Source organism: Gordonia sp. JH63 (assembly GCF_009856645.1).
GTDB classification, from domain to species: Bacteria; Actinomycetota; Actinomycetes; order Mycobacteriales; family Mycobacteriaceae; genus Gordonia; species Gordonia hongkongensis.
In genome coordinates, this window is the sequence record NZ_CP047235.1 from 1,681,799 (window position 1) to 1,706,663 (window position 24,865).

The window sequence follows — 24,865 nt, forward strand, 5'->3', positions numbered from 1 at the left end:
GCGAACGTCGGCGCTAACCTGTCTGGGTGGCTGCCGACGGACCCGCCCTGATCGGTGTGCTGGGCCCGATCGCGGTCGGCGCGTGCCCGGTGGGCGCCGAGAGCCCCGATCGGCTCGTCGCGGTGCCGGGGCTGCGGGCCCGACGCCTGCTCGTGTCGCTCGCCCTCGCCGACGGGCGCGTGATCTCGGCGGACCGCCTCATCGACCACGTCTGGGCTGACGATCCGCCGCGTTCGCCGCACAGTGCGTTGCACACCCAGGTGTCCCGGCTGCGCAAGCTCCTGCCCGAGGGGGTTCTGGAGGGCACCGAGAACGGTTATCGACTGCGCAACAGCCGCACCGACCTCGACGTGGTCGACACGCTGCTCGCCGAAGGCGGCCGGGATGCCCACGACCGGGCCCGGCAGTGGTGGCGCGGCGTGCCCGGAGACGATCTCGGGGACGGGTCCCCGGTGACGGTGACACTGTCCGCACGCATTCGACGTACCCAGGACGCGCTCGACGGTGCGCAGCTGACGGCCTCGCTCGCCGAGGGTGACTTCGCGACCGCGCGATCCATCGCCGAACAACGCTGCGCGCGAGACCCGTTCGACGAGCCGGCACACACCGCCCTGATGCGGGCGCTCGCCGGGGAAGGCCGCGCCGCCGACGCGCTCGTGGTGTTCGACCGGCTCCGACGGCGGTTGTCGACCGAGCTGGGGACGGACCCGGGTACCGAGATGGCGCGGGTCCACGCCGAGATCCTCACCGCGACATCACCACCTGAGATCAGCGCGCCACGGCCGGTGCGTGCCGTCGGATTGCGCTCGCCCACCACCGAACTCATCGGACGCGGTGCCGACCTCGACGCCGTGGCGAGCATGCTCGACACCGGGCGCGTGGTGACCGTGCTCGGTCCCGGCGGCGTCGGCAAGACGCGGATCGCGACCGAGATCGGCCATCGGCTGCATGCGGCGGGCGCCCCGGTCTACTTCGTGTCGCTCGCCTCGGTGCGGTCCGGCGAGGACGTGATCCCGGCGATCGCCGCGACGCTCGGGGTCGGCGAATCCGATCTCTCCGCAACCGGCCGTCCCCGCATGACCCCCGGAGACCTGACCGCACGTCTCGAGGACGCGCTGCGCGAGCGGGCGTCGGTGGTGATCCTCGACAACTGCGAGCAGATCATCGGCGCGTGCGCCCGGATCGTCGCCGAACTCACCGCGGCCGTGCCCGGCGTCCGCGTCCTGTCCACCAGCCGAACGCCGCTGGCCATCGTCGGCGAGCAGGTGCATCAGCTACCCGTACTTGCGGCGGTGGACGTGAATTCATCTGCGGTGCAATTGTTCCGGACCCGCGCTCGGGCTGTGCGTCCCGACGCGGAGCTGCCCGCGGGGCGCGTCGTCGAGCTGTGCCGCCACCTCGACGGACTGCCGCTGGCCATCGAGCTGGCGGCGGCCCGGATCCGGACGATGACGGTCGAGGAGATCGCCGACCGCCTGGGGGAGAAGTTCGCGCTCCTGCGGTCCGCCGACCGCACGACGCCGGATCGCCATCGCACCCTCTACGCGGTGATCGAGTGGAGCTGGGAACTGCTCGACGACGCCGGCCGGGCAGCGCTGGTGCAGCTGTGCCGCTTTCCCGGTGGGTTCAGCCGATCGGCTGCCCGGGCGGTGACCGGGGCCTCCGGGACGGTTCTCGACGACACCCTCGAGAGTCTGACCAACCAGTCGCTGCTGTCGGTCGTGGAGACCGACGGTTCGGTCCGTTTCCGCATGCTGGAGATGGTTCGTGAGTTCGGCGAGACCCGGATGGCCGCCGACCTGGCGGCCCGGGTCGAGTCGCAAATGCGTGGCTGGGCCATCGAATTCGTTTCCCGTATGCGCGACCTGGCCGAGAACGGCGACCACCCCGCCGGTGCCGGCGGTTTGGCCCGGGAGGCCGACAACCTGACCTGGATTCTCCGGTCGGCCTGCGAGTCCGCGGTCGTGGCGCCCACCGACGACATCGTCGCGGTACTCACGACGCTGTACCCGGCACTGGCGTATCACTGGACGGTTCGTGGTCTGCACGGGGAGACGCGCGCGTGGGGCGCGCGGGTCCTGATGGCGTTACCGCGCCCACCCGCGGCACCCGACGACGCCCTGCGCGAGAACTGGCAGGTGACCGCCATCGTCGGTGCGGTGCACGGCATGATGACGGGCGAACTCCGAGTGCAGGCCACCGCCCGGTTCCTCTTGCGCTCGCTCCATCGTGCCCACCTCACATTCCACCGGGCGAGCGAGTTCCTGTCGGCCGTGGCGCTGGCCTCGACGTCGACGGGCGCGTACCGGATCATCTGCGAGGCGGCCGAGACCGCGGTCGACGACGAGGTCCGGGCACTGGCCCTGACGCTACGGTCACATCTCCGAGAGAATCGCGGGCTGGTCGGTCCGGCACTCCGGGACTCGACGGCTTCCGGCCGATGGCTCGCGGGCAGCCGCTACGCCTCGTGGTTCCAGGGCATGCGGCAGTCGAGCACGGGCGGTCTGTACGGACAGCAGGGCAGGTATTCCGAAGCCGCGGCGACCTATCGAGCCGGAATCGACTTGCTGGCACCACTGGGCGCCGTCGAAGACGTCCGCCAGATCAGGACCATGCTGGTCCTCACCTTGCTCGCCGGCGACTTCCCGGACGACGCGCGTCGCGAACTCCACGTGATCACCGACGACTGGGACCTCGAGGCCGAGGACCCACAGGGCAATCCGGAGGTGATCGGGCCCGCTCTGCTGGGTGTTGCCGAACTCGCCTTCGCAGACGGCGCGTCGAATCCGGAGGTGGCCGCGGGTTTTCTGCGCGCCGCACGGGTCATGCTGCGGGAACACCCCTTCGGCGTCGCCGACCCCGCGGTGCTCATGGTGGTGTCCGCCGCCGTCGCGGGCCTCGTCCGCAGCGGAGATGTCGACGCCGCGTGGGAGCTGGTTCCGGAAATGGTGAAGGGACTCGACGACATGACGTTCGGTCCGGGGTGGCAGGACCTGCCGCAGGCGGGCACGGTGGCATCGGCCTTCACCGTGCTGTGGAACGCCGGCCGCCCCACGGATTCCGTCGGCCGACGCCTCGTCGAGTTGGCGGTGAGTCTGCCCGGACGACGAGACTGCCCGTCGCTGGACTGGGCATGGCACTGGACACAGGAGCAGGCCGGAAAGGACGGGGTGGCGCGACACCCTGCGGTGCCGCGCCACGTGGCCGTCGAGGAGCTGCAGCGACTACTGCACGATCAGGCGTTTCGCATATAGGCCCGCACGGCGAGTGGTGCGAACACCGCGGTGATCACCGCGGCGCCGATCAGGGCCCACACGACGTGGATTCCGGCGTGACCGGAGTTCGTCAGTTCGCGGACCGCCGTGACCAGATGGCTGACCGGGTTGACGTTCACGAAGCCCTGCAGCCAACCGGGCATGCTGTCGACCGGGACGAAGGCATTCGACATGAAGGTCAGGGGGAACATGATCATCATCGAGATGCCCTGCACGGCTGATGCTTTGCTCATGAGGCAGCCCATGAGTGCGAAGATCCACGAGACCGCGAAGCTGCACACGATGATGAGTGCGGCCGAGGCGATGACACCGAGAACATCGGGGCGCCAGCCCATCAGCACGCCCATCACGACGGTCAGTACGGTGGCGATGGAGTAGCGGATGACGTCGGCGAGCAGGGCGCCGGCGAGTGGGCTGATCCGGGCGATCGGTAGCGAACGGAACCGGTCGAAGACGCCCTTGTCCATGTCCTCCCGCAACTGGGTGCCGGTGACGATGGAGGTCATGATCACGGTCTGCACGAGGATGCCCGGAATGATCACCGGGAGATAGGCTTCCACGTTGCCGCTGATCGCGCCGCCGAAGATGTAGGTGAACATCAGCGTGAAGATGATCGGCTGGAAGGTGACGTCGAAGAGCTGTTCGGGGTTGTGCCGGATCTTGAGCACACCGCGGTAGGCCATGCTGAAGGACTGCCGGAACGACTCGGCAAGGCTGATGGAGGTCTTGACCTGCGCGCGTGCGGCGCGGGTTGTGATCGAGGTCGACGGGGGATTGTCGAGGGTCGTGGTCATGAACGGGCCTCCTGGGTGGTGTCGGAAGAATCTGTGTCGGATGGCCGGTGCCCGGGTGCGCCGGTGTCGGCGTCGGATTCCGCGGGCCTACCGGTGATGGTGAGGAACACCTCGTCGAGGCTCGGCTTCTGCACGGTGATCTCTTCGACGCCGATCCCGTTCTCGCGCAGTGCGATCAGGACGTCGGGCACAAGCTCGGCCGAACTCAGCGGCACGGTCGTCCGCGCGGCCTCCGGACTCAACGTGGCCTTCTGCCCGAGGATCGACTCGGCGATCTCGCACACGCGGGGTGCGTCGGCACGGTCGGCCGCGACGAGCTGGAGTGTGCTGGCGCCGATCGAGTGCTTGAGTTCGTCAGCCGTGCCATCGGCGATGACGCGGCCGTGATCGATGACGGCGATCCGGTCGGCCAGCTGATCGGCCTCGTCGAGGTACTGGGTGGTGAGCAGGACTGTCGATCCGCCGGCGACGAGCCGGCGGATCGTGTCCCACATCTGGGCGCGGGTTCGCGGGTCGAGGCCGGTCGTCGGTTCGTCGAGGAACAGCAGCGGCGGGGTGTCGATCAGGCTGGCCGCGAGGTCGAGGCGCCGTCGCATACCGCCGGAGAAGTTCTTCAGCGGTCGAGCCGCGGCGTCGGTGAGGGCGAATGCTTCCAGCAACTCGTCTGCGCGCGAGCGGGCCGCGGTCCGTGAGAAGCCGAGCAGGCGGGCGAAGAGCACCAGGTTCTGGGTGGCGGTGAGGTCCTCGTCGACGGAGGCGTATTGACCGGTGACGCCGACGAGCGAGCGCACGGCGACCGCGTCGTCGACGACGTCGTAGCCGAACACGCGCGCCTCTCCGGCGTCCGGCCGCAGCAGGGTCGCCAGCATGCTGACGGTGGTCGTCTTTCCCGCACCGTTGGGGCCGAGGACGCCGTACACCGATCCGGTCGGCACGGCGAGGTCGACGCCGTTGACCGCGCGGGTCGAACCGAAGTGTTTGACGAGGCCGCGAGCGTCGATCGCGAGGTCGGTGCGGAGGGACCGGGCCGACCCGACGTCGGGCCGGGGAGTGGTTGTCGTTGTCATGCCGACAACTGTGGCGCCGTAGCCTGTCGTCGGGCTTGCGTCGGCTTACGTGGCGCTGTCGTTGGGGCGAAGTGTCCCGCAGAACGCTCCGGAGGGACGTTGAATCACCCTAGGTTCTGTGCCGCCTCCAATGTGGGCTGGTCCTCGGGGCCGAGGCCAGCGTAGTGAAGCGTTTCGAGCTCGGTCGGGGGGATCTGGCCGATACTCGAGTGCAGCCTGCTGTTGTTGTACCAGTCGACCCAACCAGCGGTCGCGAACTCGACGTCGGAGACTGTCTTGTACGGACCGGAGTGGAAGATCGTGGTCCGGATGCACTCGGTCTTGTACAAGCCGTTCACCGACTCGGCCAGCGCGTTGTCGTAGGCGTCCCCGACCGTTCCGATCGACGCGGCGATGTCTTCGAGTCGCAGACGTTCAGTCAGTGTAACCGATGTGTACTGACTTCCGGCATCTGAATGGTGAATCAGCTCAGCAGCTTTCACCGGATGCCCTTCCCGCTTGCGCTGCCACAGCGCCATCCGAAGCGGGACCGTCACCAGCTCGACTGTCTTCGATGTCGATGCGTGCCACGCCACGATTCGACGGGAGAACACGTCGATGATGAACACCACGTACACCCACCCGGCCCATGTCCGGCAGTAGGTGAAATCGGTCACCCAGACCCGGTTGGGTTCGGCGGCACTGAACTGTCGGTTCAGCAAATCCTCCGCGCGTACACCGTCAGCGGAGCGGACGGTCGTGCGGACCCCTTTGGATCTTCGAATTCCGTTGTGGCCTAGCATTTTCATTGCTCGATCAACAGCGCCGTAGGACACCCCAGGCAGTGTTGTGCGGTGCAGATGGGCGCGCATCTTCACCCGCCCGTAGAGGCCCTCGGGAGTCATCTTCCGTCGGCCGTCGTCATCGGTGCGCCAGACGACATTGCGCACCGCATCGACGACGTGAGCGTCGGAGACGGTACGAGCAGCAGGCATTCGTGTTCGCCATGCCCGGTAGGTTCGTGCGGCAACCATGCAGCCCTGCTCACGCAGGACCCGGCAGATCGACTCGACCGCAAAACCGTTGCTGCGCATCTGATCTATGAACGCCACGATCATCGGTTGCGGGGGTCGAGTTCCCCGCGAAGAAAGTTGTCGCCGCCTTCAGAATGGCAACGTCTTCTCGCAACTGCTTGTTCTCCGCCTTGAGACGCTTGATCTCGGCGGACTCCTTCGAGGTGGTCCCGGAGCGGGCGCCGGCATCGACCTGCGCCTGCACTGCCCACCTACGTACCGTCTCCCCGCCGACACCGACCTGCTTAGCGATCGCTTCGGCAGCGGCAGTCAACGACGTGTACTCGCCGCCGTGGGCCTCCAGCAACCGCAGAGCCCTCGAACGGACCTCTGGATCGATCTTTTTAGGCATGAGCTCATCCTTCCTGACTCAGAAGGAAGCGGCATCAAACCAGGGGTGATTCACGTCGCCGCCAACGGGCGACCGGCGTGGATTCGACGCGGCTGACACGAGGAGTTCTGTGGATGAGCGTCTGTGCTGTGGATTCTCGGTGCGGCTGCGATAGCGGGACGGATTACGTTGCCCGCTATGGGACGACGCACACACTCCGCCGAGGCGGCCTGGACACCACGGATTGCTCACCGCGTCCGTCACGAGCTCATGGATGACCTTCATGAGCAACGACGGAAGGCCTACCGGCGGCTGGACGAACTCGAGGCCGAAGCGAGTCTGCTGGCCGAAGATCTCAACGATGCGGACGATGGCTCGCTGCATCTCGATCCGGACGAGTACACCGACAGGGAGGCCGCACTCGAGGAGGCGGACCGACTCCTCAGGCTCATCAACTGGTGGTCTTCGTCCCTCGCGGTGACGGTGTTGCATCTCGCCGACGCGCCGGTGCACTGGGTCACTGCCCCGGCAGTAGAGCTGATCACAGGCGTGCGGAACGAGGAAGCCACCGCCGGGGATGGCGGTGTGGACACCCGCGTCCTACCAACATTGGGTAGCGCCGGTCTCGCCTTGTTCGAGAGGTCCGCCGGACGCCATCGTCCATCGAAGAGATGTCCGGGTCTCGACAATCGCGACGTCGGGATCGACGGCTTGTGCTGGTGGCGAGCAACACTCGGTGGGGAGAACTCGCCGCCCGTCGTGGACATGATCACGCTGCATGTGCTGACCCGCGACCGGAAGCTCTGCCGCTCTGCAGAGGTCGACGGGCGACGCCCGGCGGTCGTCGACGTGGATGCATTCACCGTGGCGGTCGAGCCTGCGTGGACGGGGAGCGCACAAGCGTCTCCATCGGTTCGCGTGCTGATGCGTCTCGCCGATGACCTGGTCCGGGGCACGCTGACTGCCTCGCCTATGCCGACGACGGGTCGAACTTCGGCGGCCGTCGCGGTGGTTGCCTGACAACCGGCCGGTGACTCACTTCGCAGGTTCGAGGTTCGCGAAATGCTTGAGGGTGTCGGCCTCGATGGTCTTGTAGACCGTCGACGACGCGGGACCGGAGAACGCGGTGACCACACGGGACGAGGTGGGCAACTCGAGCGCGAAGGTCCACTTGAGTCGGCAACCCATGTCGGCGGGCAAGATCTCCGTGGCCTCGCCGAAGCGTCGGATGCCGGGGACGTTCGCCCTCAGGACCCGGAAACCGTTGCGGTAGTGACCGTTCGCCGGGTCCTCGGTCCAGTCGAAGAAGTCCTCGTCGAGGGTCACGTAGCCGGGACCGAGGACCGCGCGGCGTTGCGTTCCCACACCGTACGGCGGCGGTGAGACGAACTCGATCTTCTTGATCGCGCGGCACCAGTCCAGCGTGTGCTGACGGGTGAACTCGGCCCACGCGCGCTCCGGCGCGACCGGCAGACGCACGTCGATGACGTGCCGCACCGGCGCATCGTCGAAGAAGTCGAGATCGAAGGACTCCAGCTCATGGGAACGTGCCATGGGTCACATTGAAGCACGGGCGTATGACCGGCGCGTCGGGCGTGCCTCGGTCCCGACGGTGCACGGTGATGCGGCTGGAGGTTCGTCCGTTCGGATGACACTGTGCGGCAACGGTTCTGTCGGACCCCGGTGCGACAGTGCGTGCAGATGCGGGACCGCTTCCCAGGTGCCGCACGGTAGATGAGGACATACGATGACCGACCCCCAGAACCAGAATCCCGACCCCAACGCGGGTCAGCAGCCGCCGTACGGCCAGCCGTATCAAGGGCAGCAGTACGGACAGCCGCCGCAACCCGGGGCTCCGCAACCCGGGGCTCCGCAGTACGGCGCTCCGCAGTACGGCGCTCCGCAGTACGGTGCTCCGCCGCAATCCGGGGCTCCGCAACCCGGGGCTCCGCAGTACGGCGCTCCGCCGCAGCCATACCCGAGCCCACCTGCGAAGAAGAAAAAGAAGTGGCCTTGGATCCTGGGGGCTCTCGTGGTCCTGCTGATCATCATTCTTGCCGCCACCTCCGGCGGAGGGGCGGAGGACACGGACACCACGGCTGATTCGGGTGTTTCGTCCGCCCCTCAGAAACCCACTGCGGCAGAAGATTCCGTGACTGACGAGGCCTCGACGCCGGCACAGGCTACGGAGCCGCAGCCACCCGCTGAGCAGGACCTGTCCTCTGAGCAGAAGAACGCCGTGTCGAAGGCGGAAGACTATCTGTCCCTGTCCGGATTCTCGAAGTCCGGCTTGATCAAGCAACTGGAGTTCGAGGGTTTCTCGAACGCGGATGCCACGGTGGCGGTGGACAAACTGGAGTCTGACGGAGACGTGAACTGGAATGAGCAGGCGGCCAAGAAGGCCGGCGAGTACCAAGCCGTGACACCCATGTCACGCCAGGGACTCGTCCAGCAGTTGGAGTTTGAAGGTTTCACGCCCGAACAGGCTGCATACGGGGCCGACAACGCTGATTCCTGAAGGTCAGGTCGACCGACACGGCGTGAGTCGTCGCAACCGGTGAACGTCAACTCGACTCCTGGACTTCGATCGAAGTCCAGGAGTCGAGTCGAGGTTCGCCGGTCGTGGGGTAAGCGACCCTCGCAAGCGGATCCGATATCGGCCCTGGTGCGTCCTAAAGTCATGACCTCTTTTCCCACCGACAGACACGGGCTGATTCGCCGCACGGCAACGCTGCGACTCGGCATCAACGACGACGCTGTGACAGCCGCCGTACGGCGCGGCGAACTGATTCGTCTTGCCCCGGGGGTCTGCGCACTGGCGGCCGACGAGGCGTCCGCCGAGGACCCGGGTGACCGTCTGTACCGACTGAGATCGATCGCGGTCGCGACGTCTGTTCGAGACTGTGACGCGTCGATCCTGAGTCACGACTCGGCGGCAGCCGTTCACGAGCTGCCGCTGCTGCACCCGGAACGCGAGGTCGTGCATCTGACGAAGAAGTCGAAGGTGGGCGGGTTCGGGCACGGGTTACGGATCGTCCATGCCGGGCCGGTGGCGCCCGACGAGGTGGTCGACATCGGCGGAATCAGGGTCACGTCTCGTGAGCGAACCGCCGTAGATGTTGCGATGTCCGGTGACTTCGCCCAAGCGCTGGCCGTGTTCGATCGCGCGCTAGCGTCCGGCGCCGACATCGCCACGATGACCCGTATCCTCGCGTCGCGGAACCGTTGGCGCGGTGCGGGGACCGCGCGTCGTGCCCTTGCGCATGCGGACGGTGCGTCGGAGAGTGTCGGGGAGTCGTGGAGCCGGGCGCAGATGATCGAGGCCGGGTTGCCGACTCCGCGACTGCAGCACACGTTCCAGACGGACGCCGGAGACGCGCGGACCGACTTCGACTGGGACGGAACACTTGTCGGTGAGTTCGACGGACTACAGAAGTACGGCCGACTGTTGCGCCAGGGTGAGAGCCCGCGCGATGCACTCATCCGGGAGAAGCGTCGGGAGGATGCGCTGCGCGCACAGGGGATCATGGTGATCCGATGGACGTGGGGAACGCTCGAGCGCGGCGGGCTCGCCAATCTGCTCCGGCCGTGGTTGGACAAACTGACCGCGGCTTGACCGATGAACCCCAACTCGACTCCTGGACTTCGATCGAAGTCCAGGAGTCGAGTCGAGGTTCGCCGGTCGGAGCACGACCGTCGTTGGCACGCCGTGTGTGGCCCCGTCTGATTGCCGGCGTGGTCGCGGTGTGCGGAATTGCGTTGGGAGTCAGTACGATCGGCATTCAAAGTGGCGTCGCTGTGACCGCTACCGGTTCGAGCCAGGTGTTCGAGCAGTCACCGACGACCGGGACTCCCGGTGCAGAGTCACTCGCGACCTGGGAGCAGACGAGCGCAGTGGCGAAGGCGAAGGAGTACCTCTCGATCATGGCGTTCTCGAGAGCGGGTCTGATCGATCAGCTGGAGTACGAAGGGTTCTCGACGGCCGACGCGACGTACGCCGTGACCGAGGTCGAGGCTCAGGGCGCCGTCGACTGGAACGAACAGGCGGCGCAGAAGGCCCGCGACTATCGTTCGATGACGGCGTTCTCGCGGCAGGGCTTGATCGAACAGCTCGAGTATGAGGGCTTCACGTCCACGCAGGCGACGTATGGGGTCGACCACGCGTAGGGCACGACCGATGAACCCCAACTCGACTCCTGGACTTCGATCGAAGTCCAGGAGTCGAGTTGAGGTTCGCCGGTCGCGCGACCGGCGGTAGCTCACGGACGAGAACCCCCGAAAACACGAAACCCGGGACGGTCATACCGTCCCGGGTTGTGTTCGTCGTCCGATCAGCCGTGGTAGGGCTCCGCGCTGACCAGGGTCACCTTGATGGTGGCACCGCTGGGCACGGAGTACTCGCGGGTCTCGCCGACCTTGGCGTCGATGAGGGCGGCACCGAGCGGGGAGCTCGGGGAGTAGGTCTCCAGGCCGCCCTGGCCGCTCTCCTCGCGGGTGGCGATGAGGAACGTCTCGGTGTCCTTCTCGTCACCGTCGTAGTAGACGGTCACGACGGAACCGGGCAGTGCGACGCCGGACTGGGTCGGCGCCTCGCCGACCTTCGCGTTGTTCAGCAGTTCCTGCAGCTGGCGGATACGCGCTTCCTGCTGGCCCTGCTCCTCGCGAGCGGCGTGGTAGCCACCGTTCTCCTTGAGGTCGCCTTCTTCGCGACGCTCGTTGATCTCGGCGGCGATGACCGGACGGTTGGCGATCAACGAATCGAGCTCGCTCTTGAGGCGGTCATGCGACTCTTGGGTCAGCCAGGTCACCTGGGTGTCGGTCATCGGTCACTCCTTTGTGTTGTCCGCGCCCCGGGCGACCGTTTACACCAGGGGCATATGGACTGCTGAAAATGCAGCAACACGACCCCTCGCGGAGCCGTGTATCCGTTCAGGGTACCAGGTGGTGAGACCTATGGCACATCGGTACTACCGCGCGACAGCGCGCCGAGAGCGTCCTGATACGTCGGTTCCATCCGTTTTAGCCATCCCACAACGAAATACGTCACAGGCATGAGGATGACCTCGACGAGTGTCTTCCACACGAACCCGACGATCGTGTAATTGATGAAATCTCCCCAGGTCGAGATACCCAGGGCGGTGGCGGCGATCGAACAGAAGACGATGGTGTCGGCCAACTGGCCGACAATCGTCGAACCCAGCAGGCGCGCCCAGAGGCGATTTTCCCCGGCGCGTTCCTTCATTTTCACCAGGACGAAGGAATTGAGGAATTCGCCCACGACGTAACCGGCCAATCCGGCGAGCAGGAATTGTGGGACGACCCCGGCAACCGTCTCGAAAGCCGCCTGGCCTTCGTAGAATTCGGCGGCCGGCAGGTGAATGGTCAACCAGAAACACAACGACGCGAGAATCAGGACCGCGAACCCGGCGAGGATCGTCCGGCGCATGGCACGGAACCCGTAGACCTCGCTGATCACGTCGCCCAGGACGTACGCGAGCGGGAACAGGAAGAAGGCGCCGTCGGTCACCAGGCCGTCCATCTGGATCGGCCCGAGATCGACCTGCAGCCATTCGTCGAACAGCACGACGCCCTTGGTGCCGGTGACGTTGCTGATGAGCATGACGCCGACGAAGACGGCGACCAGAAGGGGGAAGTAGCGGCTGCCGATGGAGGCGAAGGCGGCGCGCGGCGACGGCAGCTCGCTGCCGGTGGACGCGGTCACGAGGCCGAGGGCTTCAGGTAGGCGGGGACATCCAGGGTGCAGCCGAAGACCTCGCCGATGACCGGCGGTTTCGACGTCGTGATCTCGGTGCGGACGCCGATGCGATCTGCGGAGTCGGCGGGGACGAGGATCTCGCGCCGGCCGGTCTCGCTGCCGTCTCGGGAACGTCCGCGCACCACGCAGGCCGCCGGACGGTTCGGGTCGGACCGTTCGACGGTGAACTGCACCGCGACCGTCGAGTCGTCGAGGATCTCGTATCCGGTGGCCTCGCCGGTGACATCGGCCGTGGAGAACCGGTTGTAGCCGATCACCGCGAGCGCCACCCCGGCTGCGACGACCAGGATCGACAGGGCGATGAACCAGCGACGACGCCCAGAGGCGGTCTCCGAACGCTCCGGATAGGTGGCGCGCGGACCGCTGTGCGGTCGCGAGTTGTCGGGTGTCGCGCGCGGCGCGTCACCGGCGTCTGCGGCGCCCCCGTCCGAACTGTTCACGCGTCAATACCTACCATGGGAGGAGTAGCGATCCGAAGGTGAGGAACTGTGACCGAATCCCACGTCGGCGACCCCAAGTCGGGTGTGTTCCGGCTGATGGCGGTGCACGCGCACCCAGACGACGAGTCGAGCAAGGGTGCCGCCACGACCGCGAAGTATGCGGCCGAGGGCAACGAAGTGCTCGTCGTCACACTCACCGGCGGTGAGCGTGGCGACATCCTGAATCCGGCGATGGACCGCCCGGGCATCAAAGAGCGGATGACCGAGGTCCGTCGCGAGGAGATGGCCGAGGCCGCCGAGGCGCTCGGCGTCCGACAGACATGGCTCGGCTTCGTCGACTCGGGCCTCCCCGAGGGCGACCCGCTCCCGCCTGTTCCGGAGGGTTCCTTCGCCACGGTGCCGCTCGACGAGGCCACCGAGGCCTTGGTGCGTGTGGTCCGCGAGTTCCGCCCGCACGTGATCGTCACCTACGACGAGCACGGCGGATATCCGCATCCCGATCACATTCGCTGCCATGAGGTGTCGGTCGCGGCGTACGAGCAGTCCGGCGATCCGGACGCGTTCCCGGACGCCGGCGACCCGTGGACGGTGTCGAAGCTCTACTACACCCACGGGTTCATCCGGGACCGGATGGTCCTGTTCTCCGACGAGTTCGCGCGGCACGGCCAGGAGAGTCCGTTCGCCGAGTGGCTCAGCAAGTGGGACCCGAGCCGTGGCGATCTGATGGGCCGTGTGACGACCCAGGTCGAGTGCTCCAAGTACTTCCCGCAGCGTGACGACGCGCTGCGCGCCCACGCCACGCAGATCGATCCGAACGGGGTGTTCTTCGCGGTGCCGCTGGAGTGGCAACAACGCCTGTGGCCGACGGAGGAGTTCGAGCTCGCCCGGACCCGGGTCAAGACCGCGTTGCCGGAGACCGATCTCTTCGCCGGGATCGAGGCGTGATGGGCACCAGCACCGTCGTGAACGACACCCTGATGGTCCTGGCGCAGGAACCCCAGGGACCGGAGTTCGGCAAGGCCTCTCCGCTGGGCCTTCTTGTGATCCTGTTGCTGCTCGTCGGGACCGCGTTCCTCATCTGGTCGATGAACCGGCAGCTGAAGAAGCTGCCCGCGTCCTTCGACGCCGAACACCCGGAGGCCGACCAGGCCTTCGACGAGGGAACCGATTCGCCGGGCCCGGCCGGTTCGGACGCGGTCGCACCGAACCCGCCCGGGACCCCGGGTGCCACCAGTGCCGCTGGCACCGACGACCGGCGGCCCGCCGACACCTGAGTCGAGGCGTAGAAGTGGAGTCATGCGCATCTCCACTCTGATCGGGACGTCACTCGCGACCGCTGCGGCGGCAGCCATCGGCAGTGTGGTCACCAAGCCGGCGGTCGAGACCTGGTATCCGAAGCTGGCGAAACCGTCCTTCGTGCCGCCGAACTGGGCGTTTCCGCTCGCCTGGACCTCGCTCTACGCCGACCTCGCGGTGACCTCGGCGGTCACCCTCGACGACCTGGCCGACGACGGCGACCACGAACAACGGCAGCGGTATCTCGCGGCGCTCGGCGCCAACCTCGTGCTCAACGGCGGGTGGAGCTGGATCTACTTCGGCCGGGGCGCCCTGGGAACCGCGTCGGTCGCGGCCGCGGCGCTCACCGTGAGCAGTGCCGACCTCGCCCGGCGCACCGCACGGACGAACCGGACGGCAGGTGCCGCGCTGGCCGCCTACCCGGCGTGGTGCGCGTTCGCCACCGTGCTCTCCACGAGCACCTGGTGGCTCAATCGTGGCCGGCGGTCACCGGCGCATGCCTGAGCGTCGCGGCGAATCGATCCATCGCCCAGTCGATCTCGGATTCCGTGACCACGAGCGGCGGTGCGAGTCGCAGCGTCGAGCCGTGGGTGTCCTTGGCGAGGACATTGCGTTCGGACAGCCGCAGGCAGAAGTCCTTGCCGGTGCCGAGCGCGGGGTCGAGATCGATCCCTGCCCACAGGCCGAGGCCGCGCACCGCCACCACCCCGTTCCCGACGAAGTCGCGCAGTCGGGCGTGCAGATGATCGCCCAGTTCCGCCGCCCGTCGTTGCCAGGTCCCGTCGGCGAGCATGTCGACGACGGTGTGACCGACGGCCGCGGCGAGCGGGTTACCGCCGAAGGTCGATCCGTGCTGACCGGGATGCAGGACGCCGAGGACGTCGTGGTCGGCAACCACCGCCGACACCGGTAGGAGCCCGCCGCCGAGTGCCTTCCCCAGCAGGTAGACGTCGGGTTCGACGCCCCAGTGCTCTACTGCGAAGGTCCTACCGGTGCGGCCCAGACCGGACTGGATCTCGTCGGCGATGAACAGCACGCCGCGTTCGGAGCAGAGGGCCCGCGTGCCGGGCAGGTAGTCGTCGGGAGGCACGACGACGCCGGCTTCGCCTTGGACGGGTTCGAGCAGGACGGCCACCGTGTTCTCGTCGATCGCGGCATCGAGGGCAGCCAGGTCGCCGAACGGGACGCGAACGAATCCCGGTGTGTAGGGGCCGAATCCGGCGCGCGCCTCGGGGTCGTCGCTGAACGAGACGATCGTCGTCGTGCGGCCGTGGAAGTTCCCGGAGGCCACCACGATCGTGGCGCGGCCGTCGGGTACGCCTTTGACGTCGTAACCCCACTTGCGGGCGACCTTGATCCCGGATTCGACCGCCTCCGCACCTGTGTTCATCGGCAGGACCATGTCCTTGCCGCACAGGGAAGCCAGTGCGGCGCAGAACGGTTCGAGTCGATCGGACCGAAATGCGCGGCTGGTGAGGGTGACCCGCGCCAGCTGATCGAGTGCGGCGGCGACGATGCGTGGATGGCGGTGGCCGAAATTGACCGCGGAATAGGCCCCGAGACAGTCGAGGTGTCGACGGCCGTCGATGTCGGTGATCCAGGCCCCCTCGGCGGTGGCCACGGTCACCGGGATCGGCGAATAGTTGTGCGCCACATGAGGTTCGACGACGCCGAGCGGTGCGCCCGCGCTGGCGTGGGTGCCGGTGCCGGGGCTCGTCATCGTCATGAATCGAGGGTATCGTCGAGGTCTGGTGCAAACAATCGACGTCGATTGCGTCTGAACGCAACGGATCGCCGGTATGGAAGCGAAGGGGAGCGGTCTGTTGCGGACACTGGACGACCTCGACGAGAGCGTGCTCGCGCACCTCACCCGGGACGCCCGGGCGACCTACCAGCAGATCGGGCAGCAGGTGGGGTTGTCGGCCCCCGCGGTGAAACGACGCGTCGACCGCCTGGTCGCCGACGGCGTCATCCGGGGTTTCACCGCGGTCGTCGACCCGCACGCGATGCAGTGGACCACCGAGGCATACGTGTTGGTCTACTGCCGGGGCAACATCTCGCCCGACGAGTTGAAGGCGGCGTGGGAGCCCATACCGGAGGTCGTGGGCGCGGCGACGGTCACCGGTCAGGCCGACGCCGTCCTGCGCGTGATGGCCCGCGACGTACGGCACCTCGAGCAGGCGCTCGAACGCATCCGGCGGGCGGGCCCGGTGGATCGATCAGAGTCGATTCTCGTGCTCAGCGAGCTGATCGACCGGGGGCACCCGTGAAAATCGGGGTGTCGAAACCGTTGTGCTAGTGTGGTCGCCGTGATCAGCACCGTGCGCGCGTATTGGCGCTTTATCGAGGCTCCGGGTGGGGCCACGATGATGCGTTGACCTGACGCGCGCACGACACACCCGGAGCCCGAGCAGCGACCCCACGGTCGCTGCTCTTGTCATTTGAGCGGGGCTCCGACCACACCCAGGGCATGCCTCGTCACCACAACGACACGGGCATGACCTCGAAAGGCACACAACGTGACCACCTTGCCGGACCTCCCGATCCGATCCGACGACAACGCCGAATCGACCTCCGACCGCCGCATCCGGGCGTTCCGTCCGATCCCGTCGCCCGACACCGTGCGCAGCGAACTGCCCCTCTCGGCACGACGAGCAGTCGCCGTCCAGCGCGACCGGGACGAGATCGCCGACATCCTCGCCGGCCGCGATGACCGGCTGCTCGTCATCGTCGGGCCCTGTTCGGTCCACGATCCGATCGCCGCCATCGACTACGCCCGGCGCCTCGCGCCGCTGGCCGATGCCTACTCCGAGCGACTCAAGATCGTCATGCGCGTCTACTTCGAGAAGCCGCGCACCACCGTCGGGTGGAAGGGCCTGATCAACGACCCCGGGATGGACAACACCTTCGATGTCGAGCGTGGCCTGCGCACCGCCCGGTCGTTGCTGCTCGACATCATCGACCTCGGTCTGCCCGTCGGATGTGAGTTCCTCGAACCGACCAGCCCGCAGTACATCGCCGACGCGGTCGCGTGGGGTGCCATCGGCGCCCGCACCACCGAGTCCCAGGTCCACCGGCAGCTGGCGTCGGGCCTGTCGATGCCGATCGGCTTCAAGAACGGCACCGACGGCAACGTCCAGGTCGCCATCGACGGCGTGAAAGCCGCTGCGGCCGAACACGTCTTCTTCGGAGTCGACGACTTCGGCAACGGCGCCGTGGTGGAGACCGCAGGCAACGAGGACTGCCACATCATCCTGCGCGGCGGCACGCGCGGCCCGAACTTCGACGCGGAGTCGGTGTCGGCGGCCGCCGAGGCGCTCGCCGCGGCCGGCCTGCCCGCCCGGGTCATGATCGACTGCTCGCATGCCAATTCGGGCAAGGATCATGTCCGTCAGGCGGAGGTCGCCACCGAGATCGCGACGCGACTCCGGGCGGCGCGCGAGGCCGGTGAGCCCTCGAACGTCAGCGGCGTGATGCTGGAGAGCTTCCTCGAGCCCGGCGCGCAATCGACCGAGGCCACCCCGCTGGTGTACGGCAAGTCCGTCACCGACAAGTGCATGGGCTGGGAGGCCAGCGCCCAGGTCCTGGCGGCGCTCGCGCGGGGCTGACCCTTCGTGACGCGCCCTCCGCAAGCTCCGGGCGCTCCTCAGGGAGCAGGGGGCAGGGCGTTCTTTCGGATCAGGGAGCGGCGTCAGACGACGTCGACCTCAGACGTCGAGTCCGGGATCGTGATCAGTGCTCGACGACGCAGTGTTCCGCGGGGCGACCGTACCGACGGCGCCACGCGGAACTCGGCCTCCCACCGATCGGAGTGGATCCGGTTGAGCAGGTAGCCGCGTTGCGAGTTGCCGAACCGGACGTGGGGTGACGCTTCCTTGAGGCGGCGGTCGCCGTCGTCGCTGTCCTCCCCGTCCCCGCCGGAGGTGATCGACGTCGCGGCCAATTCGACGCCGCGCGTGGGCGATTCATCGGTGTAGGAGGTCCGGAGGTCGGCGACCACGCTGCGATGGATGTCGCCGGCGAGGGACACCAGATTGCGCACGCCCCGGTCGGCGGCGCCGCCGAGGATGCGGGAGCGCGAGGCCTCGTAGCCGCTCCACCCGTCCATGCTGACCGCCCGGGTCGAGCCGACGGTTCGGGCGAGGTCGGCCATCGGTACCTGCTGGGCGAGGACGTTCCACCGGTGCCGGGACGAGGCGAAACCGTCGAGCACCCATCGCTCCTGTTCGGCGCCGAGGATGGTGCGGGAGACGTCCGCGGTGCGCGCGTTCTGCCCGGTGTCGTTGTCCCCGTTGGCCTGATCGCTGCGGTGACTGCGGGTGTCGAGGAGGGTGAGGTCGACGAGATCGCCGAAACCGAGCCGCCGATGCGCGCGGATGACGGTTCCGTTCGGTCGGGCCGCCACCCGCACCGGCGTGTTCTCCCACCAGGCGCGCAGCGCGCGGGCGCGACGCAGCGCGAACGCGGTGAGTGGGGTGTGGTCCTCGGGAATCGCTGCGGCCCAGTTGTTGTCGACCTCATGATCGTCGAAGGTGATCACGAACGGTGCCATCGCGTGGGCGAGTTGGAGGTCGGGGTCGGACTTGTACAGCGCGTAGCGCTCGCGGTAGTCGTCGAGGTCGACTGCTTCCCGTGTTGCCGAGAGAGGAAGCACCGCATCGGGTCTCGCACCACCATGAACCGGGATCGGCTTCTCGTAGATGTAGTCACCGAGGTGGAGCACCACGTCGGGTGCATGCGCCGCCAGGTCGGCGTACGCATGGTAGTAGCCGTCGGACCAGTTCTGGCAGGACGCGACGGCGACCGTCATCTTCTCGACGCGTGCGAAAGATGCTGGTGCCGTTCGGGTCCGGCCGATCGTCGAGACCTCGCCGAGTGCCCGGAACCGATAGAAGTAGTCGGCGGCGGGCGCGAGACCGCGGACATCGACGTGCACGCTGTGCCCCCAGTCCGCGGTGGCGTGGACCGTACCCCGACGCACGATGCGGGTCATGGATTCGTCGGCGGCGATCTCCCAGTCGACTCGCACCGGGCGTGGTCCCATGCCGCCACCGGGCGCGAACGGGTTGCGCGACAATCGCGTCCACAGCACGACGCCGTCGGAGAGGGGGTCACCGGACGCCACCCCGAGTCCGAACACGCCGGCGGGGTGAGCCGGTGTGGGTAGGGCCGGCGAGGTGCCGCCGAGGAGGCCGGGTGTGAACGCGAGACCGGCGACGAGTGCCGACCAGGTGAGGAAGCGGCGTCGGGAAGTGCCGCCGCGGAGCGTGAGGTCGGGATGACAACGGATGGTCGACGGTGTGAGAAGGGCCGGTGATGCGTCGGCCGGGTTTCCCCGCATGGCCTCAGCCGACCAGGATCACCTGACCTGGGCTCCACCTGCAGACGGCGGGGACATGATGCGGAGGTGAAGTCTCCGACCTCCACGCGTACGTCCCCGCCGCCTGCCCGACGGGCTACCGCGAGTCGATCGACCCGCTCGACTCGCTCCCGGCGCCGGTGACGACGCCGACTCGCTTGCGACGGGCGCGGATTCCGAGTGCGGCGTCGACCACGAGGAAGCCGAGGAGGCTGAGTCCGAGCAACGGCACGAACCAGCCCACCACCGCGGCCACCACCACGATCGCGACCGCGCCGGCCACCGGCACCCGACGCAGTGCACCCCGTGCCGGTGGGCGACCCACCGCGACCGCGCCGCCACGCTTCGGCCGCCGTTGCCACCACATCTGATAGCCGCGGACGATCAGCACCACGAGCGCGATCGCCAGGAGCAGGAGAACCAGCTGGCTCACCCAGCCGAACAGGATGCCCATGTGCAGTGCGATGCCCCAGGTCGTGAGTTTCGCGGCGAGCGGCCAGTCGGCGAACCGCAGTTCGTCGACAATGGCACCGGTCTCGCCGTTCACGGTGACGGTGTCCTGGGCGAACTGCCAGGGCTGCCTGGTCTCGGCGACGGTAAGGCGGTGTCCGCATCGGTCGGGATCGAGACCTCCACCTGGCCGTCCACACCGGCGGCCCGAGCGGTGCCCAGCACCCGGTCGAGCTGCGCGATCGTCTGGCCGGACGTTTCCGGAACGCGCTGCTCGTGACCCGCGCCGCCGTGATCGCCGTGCCCGCTGTGATCACCCAGCCCGTCCGATCCGGACGTCGATCCGGACAGCGAGGTGTCGACCGTCGGGGTCGTCCAGCTCAGCGCCGTGCGCACATCGGAGACGTGCTCACCGGCGTACTTCGACCAAGTCAGACCGGTGGCCGACAAGAACACCAACCCCACCGCGATCCAGACGCCGATCACGCCGTGCCGGTTGCGGGTGCGGTTGCGTCCGGTCGCCGATCGGTCGAAGGCGACCAGGTCGGCGGCGCGTCGTTTTCGGCGCGCGCGATACGCGGAGATCCACAGCGTGAGGCCGGCCACGGCGATGACCCACAGCCAGGAGGCGGCGAGCTCGCTGTAGATCCGGCCGGGCTCGCCGAGATGGAGGTGACGGTGCAGTTCGCTGATCCAGGTGCGCATCGGCAACGCCGCGCTGCTGCCGTAGGACACCAGCTCTCCGTTCGATTCCAGGGTCACCGGATCGATGAACACGGCCTGGCGCTTCGACGCCCCGAGGGAGGGATCGTCGAACAGGACGCGGGTCGTGTCGCCGGCCTCGGCGGCCGGGCGCACCGCGGACAGGGTGAGGTCCGGCCGGAGCCGGGCCGCCGCCTCGACCTGTTCGGAGATCGGACGTGCGTCGCCGGTGCTGTCGGTGGAGAGTTGATCGCGGTAGACGACCTGTTCCAGCGACGGGGAGATCGCGTAGAGCCCGCCACTGACCGCCGCAACGATCAGGAACGGCGCGATGAAGATGCCTGCGTAGAAGTGCAAGCGGCGCAGCAGAGGTTGCCAGCTGTTCGGGGTCACCCGCCGGTCTGGTGCGGCGGCTGGTGGAGTGGGGTTGTCGTCGGATGCTTCGGGACGGGGGTCGGGCGGCCCGGTGGGTTCACCGGGGCGGGACAGGTTCGACAGGGACACGGTGGGCCTCTCATGCGGAAGACGGCGCGCGGCATCGACCGCGGTCAGGCGGGATGGCAGACGCGCACCGACCGGCCCGTCGGGTGACGGGTCGGCGGAGTAGGGAATCAGCGCGTGAGGGCCGGGGGTCCGCGGGTGTCGAGAGCGGCGATGGCGCGCAGGCGGGGCCGCGCGTCGTCGTGGGTCGCCCGCGGGGCGCGCAGGATCGCGTCGTCAGCGGGCGGGTCGAGGACGGCCCGGATGAGTGCGACGACCGCGGTCAGGACGCTGAGCAGGGCGGGTTCGACGACGTGGATGGCGGCGGCGGTGAGCAGAGTCGCCACCGCGTGGACGAACAGCATGGTCCCGCTCGGCGCGTGTGCAAGCGCACTCACACCGGCGTGGTGCGCCGACGAGGCATCGAGCGCGTTGAGGGACACGTGTGCGAGCACCTGTCCGGCCGCGAGGAGCCCGATCGTGCCGAGCCACCCGGGACGACGACGGGCCGTCGCGCCGATCGTCCAGCCGAGTACGGTGCACGCCGCGATCATGAACACCAGAGATGAGGTGGCGGGGAGAGAACCGGTCGCGAGCCCGTGCGCGGCCACCGCGGTGCTCGCCGACAGCGCGCCGACGACCCCACCGCGAAGGCGGTGGAGGGCGCGCACGTCCGGGTTCACGGAAGGAGCATAGCGACGGCGGTCATGCCCGAACCGCGCGCGGTCAGCGAACGGGCAGGTCAGCCCAACACCAGGAGCCAGGCGGCGACGTAGTGCAGCAGGGCCGCGACTGCGGTGCATGCATGGAACACCTCGTGATGACCGAAGGTCTCCGGCCAGGGGTCGGGCCAGCGTGCCGCATAGAGGACGCCACCGACGCTGTAGAAGACACCGCCGAGCGCGAGCAGGATCAGAACGGGCAGACCGGTCTCGCCGACGAGCGCCGGGGCGACGGCCACGATCACCCAGCCCAGCACGATGTAGAGGGTGACCCCGAGCCAGCGGGGTGCGCCGGGCCACGCGATCTTGAGGGTCGCACCGGCGGCTGCGCCGGCCCAGACGATGCCGAGGACCCACCAACTGGTCGGCGAGGGAAGCCCGAGGGCGCAGAACGGCGTGTAGGTGCCGGCGATGAACAGGAAGATCATCGCGTGGTCGGCACGTTTCATCCGGGTCCGCGCGCGGGCGGTCTTCCACGGAATCCGGTGGTAGCCGGCGCTGATCGCGAAGAGTCCGAGCACGGTGACCGCGTAGACGGCACACGGGACGACGGCGACGGGGTCGCCGACCGTGGCCGCGCCGATCACCAGAGCCAGCCCCGCGACCGCGGCCACATAGGCGGAGTAGTGGTGGATGACCCCGCGCAGTCGTGGGCGGACGTCAGCCGGCGGGTTCAGCAACGTGCTCACCGAACCTACGGTACCGTAACTTCGCGCGTCCACAGCGTCACCGGCAAGGCGCGATGCGACGCGTAAGGTGTCCTGCGTGACACGAGGCCGACACGACGCGGGAACGACGCGAGGATGAAGCTCCTGCCGGACCGGCTTCGACGACCCGTTCTCTCCGTCTACGAACGGCGGCTCATCCAGCTCCTCGACACCGAGCGCCTGCCGCGTCACGTGGCGATCATCTGCGACGGCAACCGGCGGTGGGCGCGTGAGGCTGGTTTCGAGGACGTCAGCCACGGACATCGCGTGGGTGCCCAGCGCATCGCGGACATGCTCGGCTGGTGCGCCGGCCTGGGCATCGAAGCCGTCACGATCTACCTGTTGTCGACCGAGAACCTCAACCGGTCGTCGGACGAGCTCGACGCACTCCTCGAGATCGTGCCGGACATCGTCGACGAGATCTCCGCGCCCGAGGGCGAGTGGCGGATCCGCATCGTCGGCACCCTCGACGCACTGCCCGAGCCGGTGGCCGGACGTCTGCGGGCGGCCGCCGACCGCACCGCCGAACGGCAGGGGATGAACGTCAACGTCGCCGTCGGATACGGCGGGCGCCAGGAGATCGTGGACGCGGTTCGCGCACTCCTGGAGGAGAAGGTGACCGCCGGGGCGACTGCGGCCGAGATGGTGGATGCGGTCACCGTGGAGGCGATCGACGCCAATCTCTACACCAAGGGTCAGCCCGACCCGGATCTCGTGATCCGGACCTCCGGAGAGCAGCGGCTGTCGGGATTCCTGTTGTGGCAGAGCGCCTATTCGGAGATCTGGTTCACCGACGCCTACTGGCCGGAGTTCCGTCGGGTGGACTTCCTGCGCGCCTTGCGCGACTACTCCGCGCGGAGCCGGCGGTTCGGCAAGTGACTCCGCCGGTGTCGATCCGCACCGGGTTCAGCGTGCGGCGGAGTCGGCCAGGAGCCCGGTCAATGCGGTGAGATCGGCGCCGAAGGTCGACGCCGCGGGAGTGCCGAAGCCGACGCCGATCCCGCCGGAGGGCAGCGGGTCGGCGTCGGGATGCCGGAACAGGGACTGTCCGGTCACCGCGATTCCGCGTTCGTAGGCCCGGTGGACGATGGTTCCCTCGTCGGCATGGTCGACGGGGATCAACGCGTGCAGTCCGGCGGCGATGCCGGGGAGTTCGAGTCCGATTCCGGCCAGGGCCGACACCAGCGCATCGCGCCGGGTCCGGTAGGCCTGACGGCTGCGCCGGATGTGCCGGTCGTAGGCTCCGGAACCGATCAGTTCGGCCAGCGTGAGCTGATCGACGATGCTCGCGTCGGCCTCACGGAAGCCTTTGCCGCGCAACACCGGTTCGACCAGGTGGGCGGGAGTGGCCAGCCAGCCCGCGCGTACCGCCGGCGACAGGCTCTTGCTCAGCGAGCCGGTGTGGACGACGACGTCGGGGCCGAGCGCCTGCAACGCACCGACCGGTTCGCGGTCGTAGCGGAACTCGCCGTCGTAGTCGTCCTCCACGATGACCGCGCCGGTCCGCCGCGCCCAGTCGACGACCTGCATCCGGCGCGCCGGCGAAAGAGCGACACCGGTGGGGAACTGGTGGCTGGGGGTCAGCACGACCGCGGCCGCCCCGGTGCGTTCGAGCTCGTCGATCACCATGCCGTCGGCGTCGATGCGCACCGGTACGACCCGCGCGCCGCCGCGCTCGAGGGCGTGCCGATGAAAGGGCAGACCGTGGCTCTCGACCGCGACGACACCACCGATCACCGTGCGCGCCAACAACTCCAGTGCCGACAGCACCGACGTCCCGAGAACGATCAGGTCCGGTGCGGTGCGGACGCCCCGCGTGCGGGCCAGGTAACCGGTGAGGGCGTTCCGCAGCTCGAGGCGCCCGCGGGGGTGAGCCGGTCCGAAGGCGTCGTCGGGGGTCTCGGTCAGGGCGCGTCGGGTGGCGCGGATCCAGTCGTTGCGCGGGAACATCCCGGCGCAGGGTCGTCCCAGCGAGAAGTCGTGACGCAGGGCCGGCAAGGCGGTGGACGCACCGGGATCGTCGATGGCCGGTGGCCGTGCCGCACCGTCGGCGACCCGGGTGGCCGAGCCCTGGCGCGCGGTCAGCCACCCTTCCGCGATCAGTTCGGAGTAGACCGCCGACACGGTGCCGCGAGCGAGACCGAGGTCCGCGGCGAGGGATCGGTACGGCGGCAATGCGGTGCCCGCGGGCAGCCGGTTGTCGAGGATGGCCGAGCGCAGCGCCTCGGTGAGGGCCCGGCGCAGGGTGGCACCGCGCCCGCGTGCACCCGCGCCCGGATCGGGCTGCAGATCGAGGAAAAGGTCCGCGCCCAGCCGCTCGGCTACTTCGGCCCAGGGATCCGCCATCGAATTGACCCGCTTTTCTGCCATCGGATTGGACCACTTTCTTGAGCTAATTGCGGCATAGCCTAAAC

The 24,865-nt window shown here is 68.2% G+C and carries 24 protein-coding genes and 1 pseudogene; 11 read left to right on the forward strand and 14 right to left on the reverse strand.

Annotation, left to right across the window (positions count from 1 at the left end; translation table 11 throughout):
- Positions 1 to 26 precede the first annotated feature (26 nt).
- Positions 27 to 3,254, forward strand: coding sequence for a BTAD domain-containing putative transcriptional regulator (locus GR168_RS07600; RefSeq protein WP_078112088.1), 3,228 nt, complete (start codon positions 27 to 29; stop codon positions 3,252 to 3,254).
- Here the strand turns inward: GR168_RS07600 and GR168_RS07605 are convergent.
- From GR168_RS07605 to GR168_RS07615, 3 genes are all read right to left on the reverse strand, one after another.
- Entirely contained in the window at positions 3,236 to 4,069 is an 834-nt protein-coding gene (locus GR168_RS07605; RefSeq protein ID WP_058250746.1) for an ABC transporter permease, read from the reverse strand. The two genes, GR168_RS07600 and GR168_RS07605, sit on opposite strands and share 19 nt — an antisense overlap.
- Complete coding sequence (locus tag GR168_RS07610) at positions 4,066 to 5,136, reverse strand: ATP-binding cassette domain-containing protein (RefSeq protein WP_058250745.1); 1,071 nt, start codon at positions 5,134 to 5,136, stop codon at positions 4,066 to 4,068. The genes GR168_RS07605 and GR168_RS07610 overlap by 4 nt, the downstream gene beginning before the upstream one ends.
- A 104-nt stretch (positions 5,137 to 5,240) precedes the next feature.
- Positions 5,241 to 6,540, reverse strand: a protein-coding gene (locus GR168_RS07615; protein WP_156354154.1) for an IS3 family transposase whose coding sequence is annotated in 2 segments (ribosomal slippage) — positions 5,241 to 6,255 and positions 6,254 to 6,540 — 1,302 coding nt in all. Because the reading frame shifts where the segments join, the coding sequence is not laid out codon by codon here.
- Positions 6,541 to 6,789: 249 nt separating this feature from the next.
- On the opposite strand from GR168_RS07615, the gene GR168_RS07620 reads away from it, so the two are divergent.
- Positions 6,790 to 7,539 carry a hypothetical protein gene (locus tag GR168_RS07620; protein ID WP_055474891.1) on the forward strand — a complete coding sequence of 250 codons (750 nt, stop codon included), beginning with the start codon at positions 6,790 to 6,792 and terminating at the stop codon, positions 7,537 to 7,539.
- Positions 7,540 to 7,554: 15 nt separating this feature from the next.
- Here the strand turns inward: GR168_RS07620 and GR168_RS07625 are convergent, their stop codons facing one another.
- Positions 7,555 to 8,073 carry a hypothetical protein gene (locus tag GR168_RS07625; RefSeq protein WP_055474890.1) on the reverse strand — a complete coding sequence of 173 codons (519 nt, stop codon included), beginning with the start codon at positions 8,071 to 8,073 and terminating at the stop codon, positions 7,555 to 7,557.
- 193 nt (positions 8,074 to 8,266) lie between these two features.
- Between GR168_RS07625 and GR168_RS23890 the strand changes: the two genes are divergently transcribed.
- The 3 genes from GR168_RS23890 to GR168_RS07645 all read left to right on the forward strand — a co-directional run bounded on the left by GR168_RS23890 (position 8,267) and on the right by GR168_RS07645 (position 10,686).
- The gene (locus tag GR168_RS23890) at positions 8,267 to 9,037 is read left to right on the forward strand and encodes an Ltp family lipoprotein (protein ID WP_084817203.1); all 771 of its coding nucleotides are present in this window, start codon (positions 8,267 to 8,269) and stop codon (positions 9,035 to 9,037) included.
- A gap of 162 nt (positions 9,038 to 9,199) precedes the next feature.
- Positions 9,200 to 10,135: a type IV toxin-antitoxin system AbiEi family antitoxin domain-containing protein gene (locus tag GR168_RS07640; protein ID WP_068971446.1), complete on the forward strand. Its 936-nt coding sequence runs from the start codon at positions 9,200 to 9,202 to the stop codon at positions 10,133 to 10,135.
- Between the two features lie 119 nt (positions 10,136 to 10,254).
- Positions 10,255 to 10,686, forward strand: coding sequence for an Ltp family lipoprotein (locus tag GR168_RS07645; RefSeq protein WP_238995045.1), 432 nt, complete (start codon positions 10,255 to 10,257; stop codon positions 10,684 to 10,686).
- Positions 10,687 to 10,850: 164 nt separating this feature from the next.
- Here the strand turns inward: GR168_RS07645 and greA are convergent, their stop codons facing one another.
- From greA to GR168_RS07660, 3 genes are all read right to left on the reverse strand, one after another.
- Positions 10,851 to 11,342 (reverse strand): transcription elongation factor GreA, encoded by a 492-nt coding sequence (gene greA, locus GR168_RS07650; RefSeq protein ID WP_004020945.1) that lies wholly within the window; start codon positions 11,340 to 11,342, stop codon positions 10,851 to 10,853.
- Between the two features lie 128 nt (positions 11,343 to 11,470).
- A complete protein-coding gene (locus tag GR168_RS07655; protein WP_065629941.1) occupies positions 11,471 to 12,241 on the reverse strand; it encodes a queuosine precursor transporter in 771 nt (256 codons plus the stop codon).
- The gene (locus GR168_RS07660) at positions 12,238 to 12,735 is read right to left on the reverse strand and encodes a DUF4307 domain-containing protein (protein ID WP_159370434.1); all 498 of its coding nucleotides are present in this window, start codon (positions 12,733 to 12,735) and stop codon (positions 12,238 to 12,240) included. Before GR168_RS07660 ends, GR168_RS07655 begins: the two co-directional genes overlap by 4 nt.
- A gap of 48 nt (positions 12,736 to 12,783) precedes the next feature.
- Here GR168_RS07660 and mca point away from each other — a divergent pair, with 48 nt between their 5' ends.
- The 3 genes from mca to GR168_RS07675 are packed head-to-tail and all read left to right on the forward strand — an operon-like array spanning position 12,784 to position 14,535.
- Positions 12,784 to 13,680, forward strand: coding sequence for a mycothiol conjugate amidase Mca (gene mca, locus GR168_RS07665; protein ID WP_159370435.1), 897 nt, complete (start codon positions 12,784 to 12,786; stop codon positions 13,678 to 13,680).
- Positions 13,680 to 14,009: a hypothetical protein gene (locus tag GR168_RS07670; RefSeq protein ID WP_058250739.1), complete on the forward strand. Its 330-nt coding sequence runs from the start codon at positions 13,680 to 13,682 to the stop codon at positions 14,007 to 14,009. Before mca ends, GR168_RS07670 begins: the two co-directional genes overlap by 1 nt.
- A gap of 22 nt (positions 14,010 to 14,031) precedes the next feature.
- The gene (locus tag GR168_RS07675; RefSeq protein ID WP_159370436.1) at positions 14,032 to 14,535 is read left to right on the forward strand and encodes a TspO/MBR family protein; all 504 of its coding nucleotides are present in this window, start codon (positions 14,032 to 14,034) and stop codon (positions 14,533 to 14,535) included.
- On the opposite strand, the gene rocD is transcribed toward GR168_RS07675, so the two are convergent.
- Positions 14,501 to 15,757: an ornithine--oxo-acid transaminase gene (gene rocD / locus GR168_RS07680; protein ID WP_159370437.1), complete on the reverse strand. Its 1,257-nt coding sequence runs from the start codon at positions 15,755 to 15,757 to the stop codon at positions 14,501 to 14,503. The genes GR168_RS07675 and rocD overlap by 35 nt on opposite strands.
- A gap of 97 nt (positions 15,758 to 15,854) precedes the next feature.
- Here rocD and GR168_RS07685 point away from each other — a divergent pair, with 97 nt between their 5' ends.
- Both GR168_RS07685 and GR168_RS07690 read left to right on the forward strand, forming a co-directional pair.
- Positions 15,855 to 16,301 carry an Lrp/AsnC family transcriptional regulator gene (locus tag GR168_RS07685; RefSeq protein WP_065629964.1) on the forward strand — a complete coding sequence of 149 codons (447 nt, stop codon included), beginning with the start codon at positions 15,855 to 15,857 and terminating at the stop codon, positions 16,299 to 16,301.
- Between the two features lie 249 nt (positions 16,302 to 16,550).
- Positions 16,551 to 17,639 (forward strand): 3-deoxy-7-phosphoheptulonate synthase, encoded by a 1,089-nt coding sequence (locus tag GR168_RS07690; RefSeq protein ID WP_058250736.1) that lies wholly within the window; start codon positions 16,551 to 16,553, stop codon positions 17,637 to 17,639.
- A gap of 83 nt (positions 17,640 to 17,722) precedes the next feature.
- Here GR168_RS07690 and GR168_RS07695 read toward each other — a convergent pair whose 3' ends face one another.
- From GR168_RS07695 to GR168_RS07710, 5 genes and pseudogenes are all read right to left on the reverse strand, one after another.
- A complete protein-coding gene (locus GR168_RS07695; RefSeq protein ID WP_159370438.1) occupies positions 17,723 to 19,372 on the reverse strand; it encodes an alkaline phosphatase D family protein in 1,650 nt (549 codons plus the stop codon).
- A 115-nt stretch (positions 19,373 to 19,487) separates the two neighbouring features.
- A pseudogene (locus GR168_RS24150) lies at positions 19,488 to 20,000 on the reverse strand (PepSY domain-containing protein); the annotation flags it as partial.
- Entirely contained in the window at positions 19,934 to 21,046 is a 1,113-nt protein-coding gene (locus tag GR168_RS07700; protein WP_343213044.1) for a PepSY domain-containing protein, read from the reverse strand. The gene GR168_RS07700 and the pseudogene GR168_RS24150, both read right to left, overlap by 67 nt.
- Positions 21,047 to 21,153: 107 nt before the next feature.
- Entirely contained in the window at positions 21,154 to 21,705 is a 552-nt protein-coding gene (locus tag GR168_RS07705; RefSeq protein WP_238995046.1) for a hypothetical protein, read from the reverse strand.
- A gap of 59 nt (positions 21,706 to 21,764) precedes the next feature.
- Entirely contained in the window at positions 21,765 to 22,433 is a 669-nt protein-coding gene (locus GR168_RS07710) for a hemolysin III family protein (RefSeq protein WP_068970146.1), read from the reverse strand.
- A 114-nt stretch (positions 22,434 to 22,547) separates the two neighbouring features.
- Between GR168_RS07710 and GR168_RS07715 the strand changes: the two genes are divergently transcribed.
- Complete coding sequence (locus GR168_RS07715) at positions 22,548 to 23,330, forward strand: isoprenyl transferase (protein ID WP_159370439.1); 783 nt, start codon at positions 22,548 to 22,550, stop codon at positions 23,328 to 23,330.
- Between the two features lie 27 nt (positions 23,331 to 23,357).
- Here GR168_RS07715 and GR168_RS07720 read toward each other — a convergent pair whose 3' ends face one another.
- Positions 23,358 to 24,821, reverse strand: a complete 1,464-nt coding sequence (locus GR168_RS07720) for a PLP-dependent aminotransferase family protein (RefSeq protein ID WP_058250732.1) — start codon at positions 24,819 to 24,821, stop codon at positions 23,358 to 23,360.
- Positions 24,822 to 24,865 lie beyond the last annotated feature (44 nt).

Coding starts and splice junctions, on each gene's coding strand:
- GR168_RS07625 (WP_055474890.1), bottom strand. CDS start 8,073: ATGGCACGTTCCCATGAGCTGGAGTCCTTCGATCTCGACTTCTTCGAC.
- greA (WP_004020945.1), bottom strand. CDS start 11,342: ATGACCGACACCCAGGTGACCTGGCTGACCCAAGAGTCGCATGACCGC.
- GR168_RS07715 (WP_159370439.1), top strand. CDS start 22,548: ATGAAGCTCCTGCCGGACCGGCTTCGACGACCCGTTCTCTCCGTCTAC.
- GR168_RS07640 (WP_068971446.1), top strand. CDS start 9,200: ATGACCTCTTTTCCCACCGACAGACACGGGCTGATTCGCCGCACGGCA.
- GR168_RS07670 (WP_058250739.1), top strand. CDS start 13,680: ATGGGCACCAGCACCGTCGTGAACGACACCCTGATGGTCCTGGCGCAG.
- GR168_RS07610 (WP_058250745.1), bottom strand. CDS start 5,136: ATGACAACGACAACCACTCCCCGGCCCGACGTCGGGTCGGCCCGGTCC.
- GR168_RS07675 (WP_159370436.1), top strand. CDS start 14,032: ATGCGCATCTCCACTCTGATCGGGACGTCACTCGCGACCGCTGCGGCG.
- GR168_RS07695 (WP_159370438.1), bottom strand. CDS start 19,372: ATGCGGGGAAACCCGGCCGACGCATCACCGGCCCTTCTCACACCGTCG.
- GR168_RS07605 (WP_058250746.1), bottom strand. CDS start 4,069: ATGACCACGACCCTCGACAATCCCCCGTCGACCTCGATCACAACCCGC.
- GR168_RS07620 (WP_055474891.1), top strand. CDS start 6,790: ATGGATGACCTTCATGAGCAACGACGGAAGGCCTACCGGCGGCTGGAC.
- GR168_RS23890 (WP_084817203.1), top strand. CDS start 8,267: ATGACCGACCCCCAGAACCAGAATCCCGACCCCAACGCGGGTCAGCAG.
- rocD (WP_159370437.1), bottom strand. CDS start 15,757: ATGACGATGACGAGCCCCGGCACCGGCACCCACGCCAGCGCGGGCGCA.
- GR168_RS07720 (WP_058250732.1), bottom strand. CDS start 24,821: ATGGCAGAAAAGCGGGTCAATTCGATGGCGGATCCCTGGGCCGAAGTA.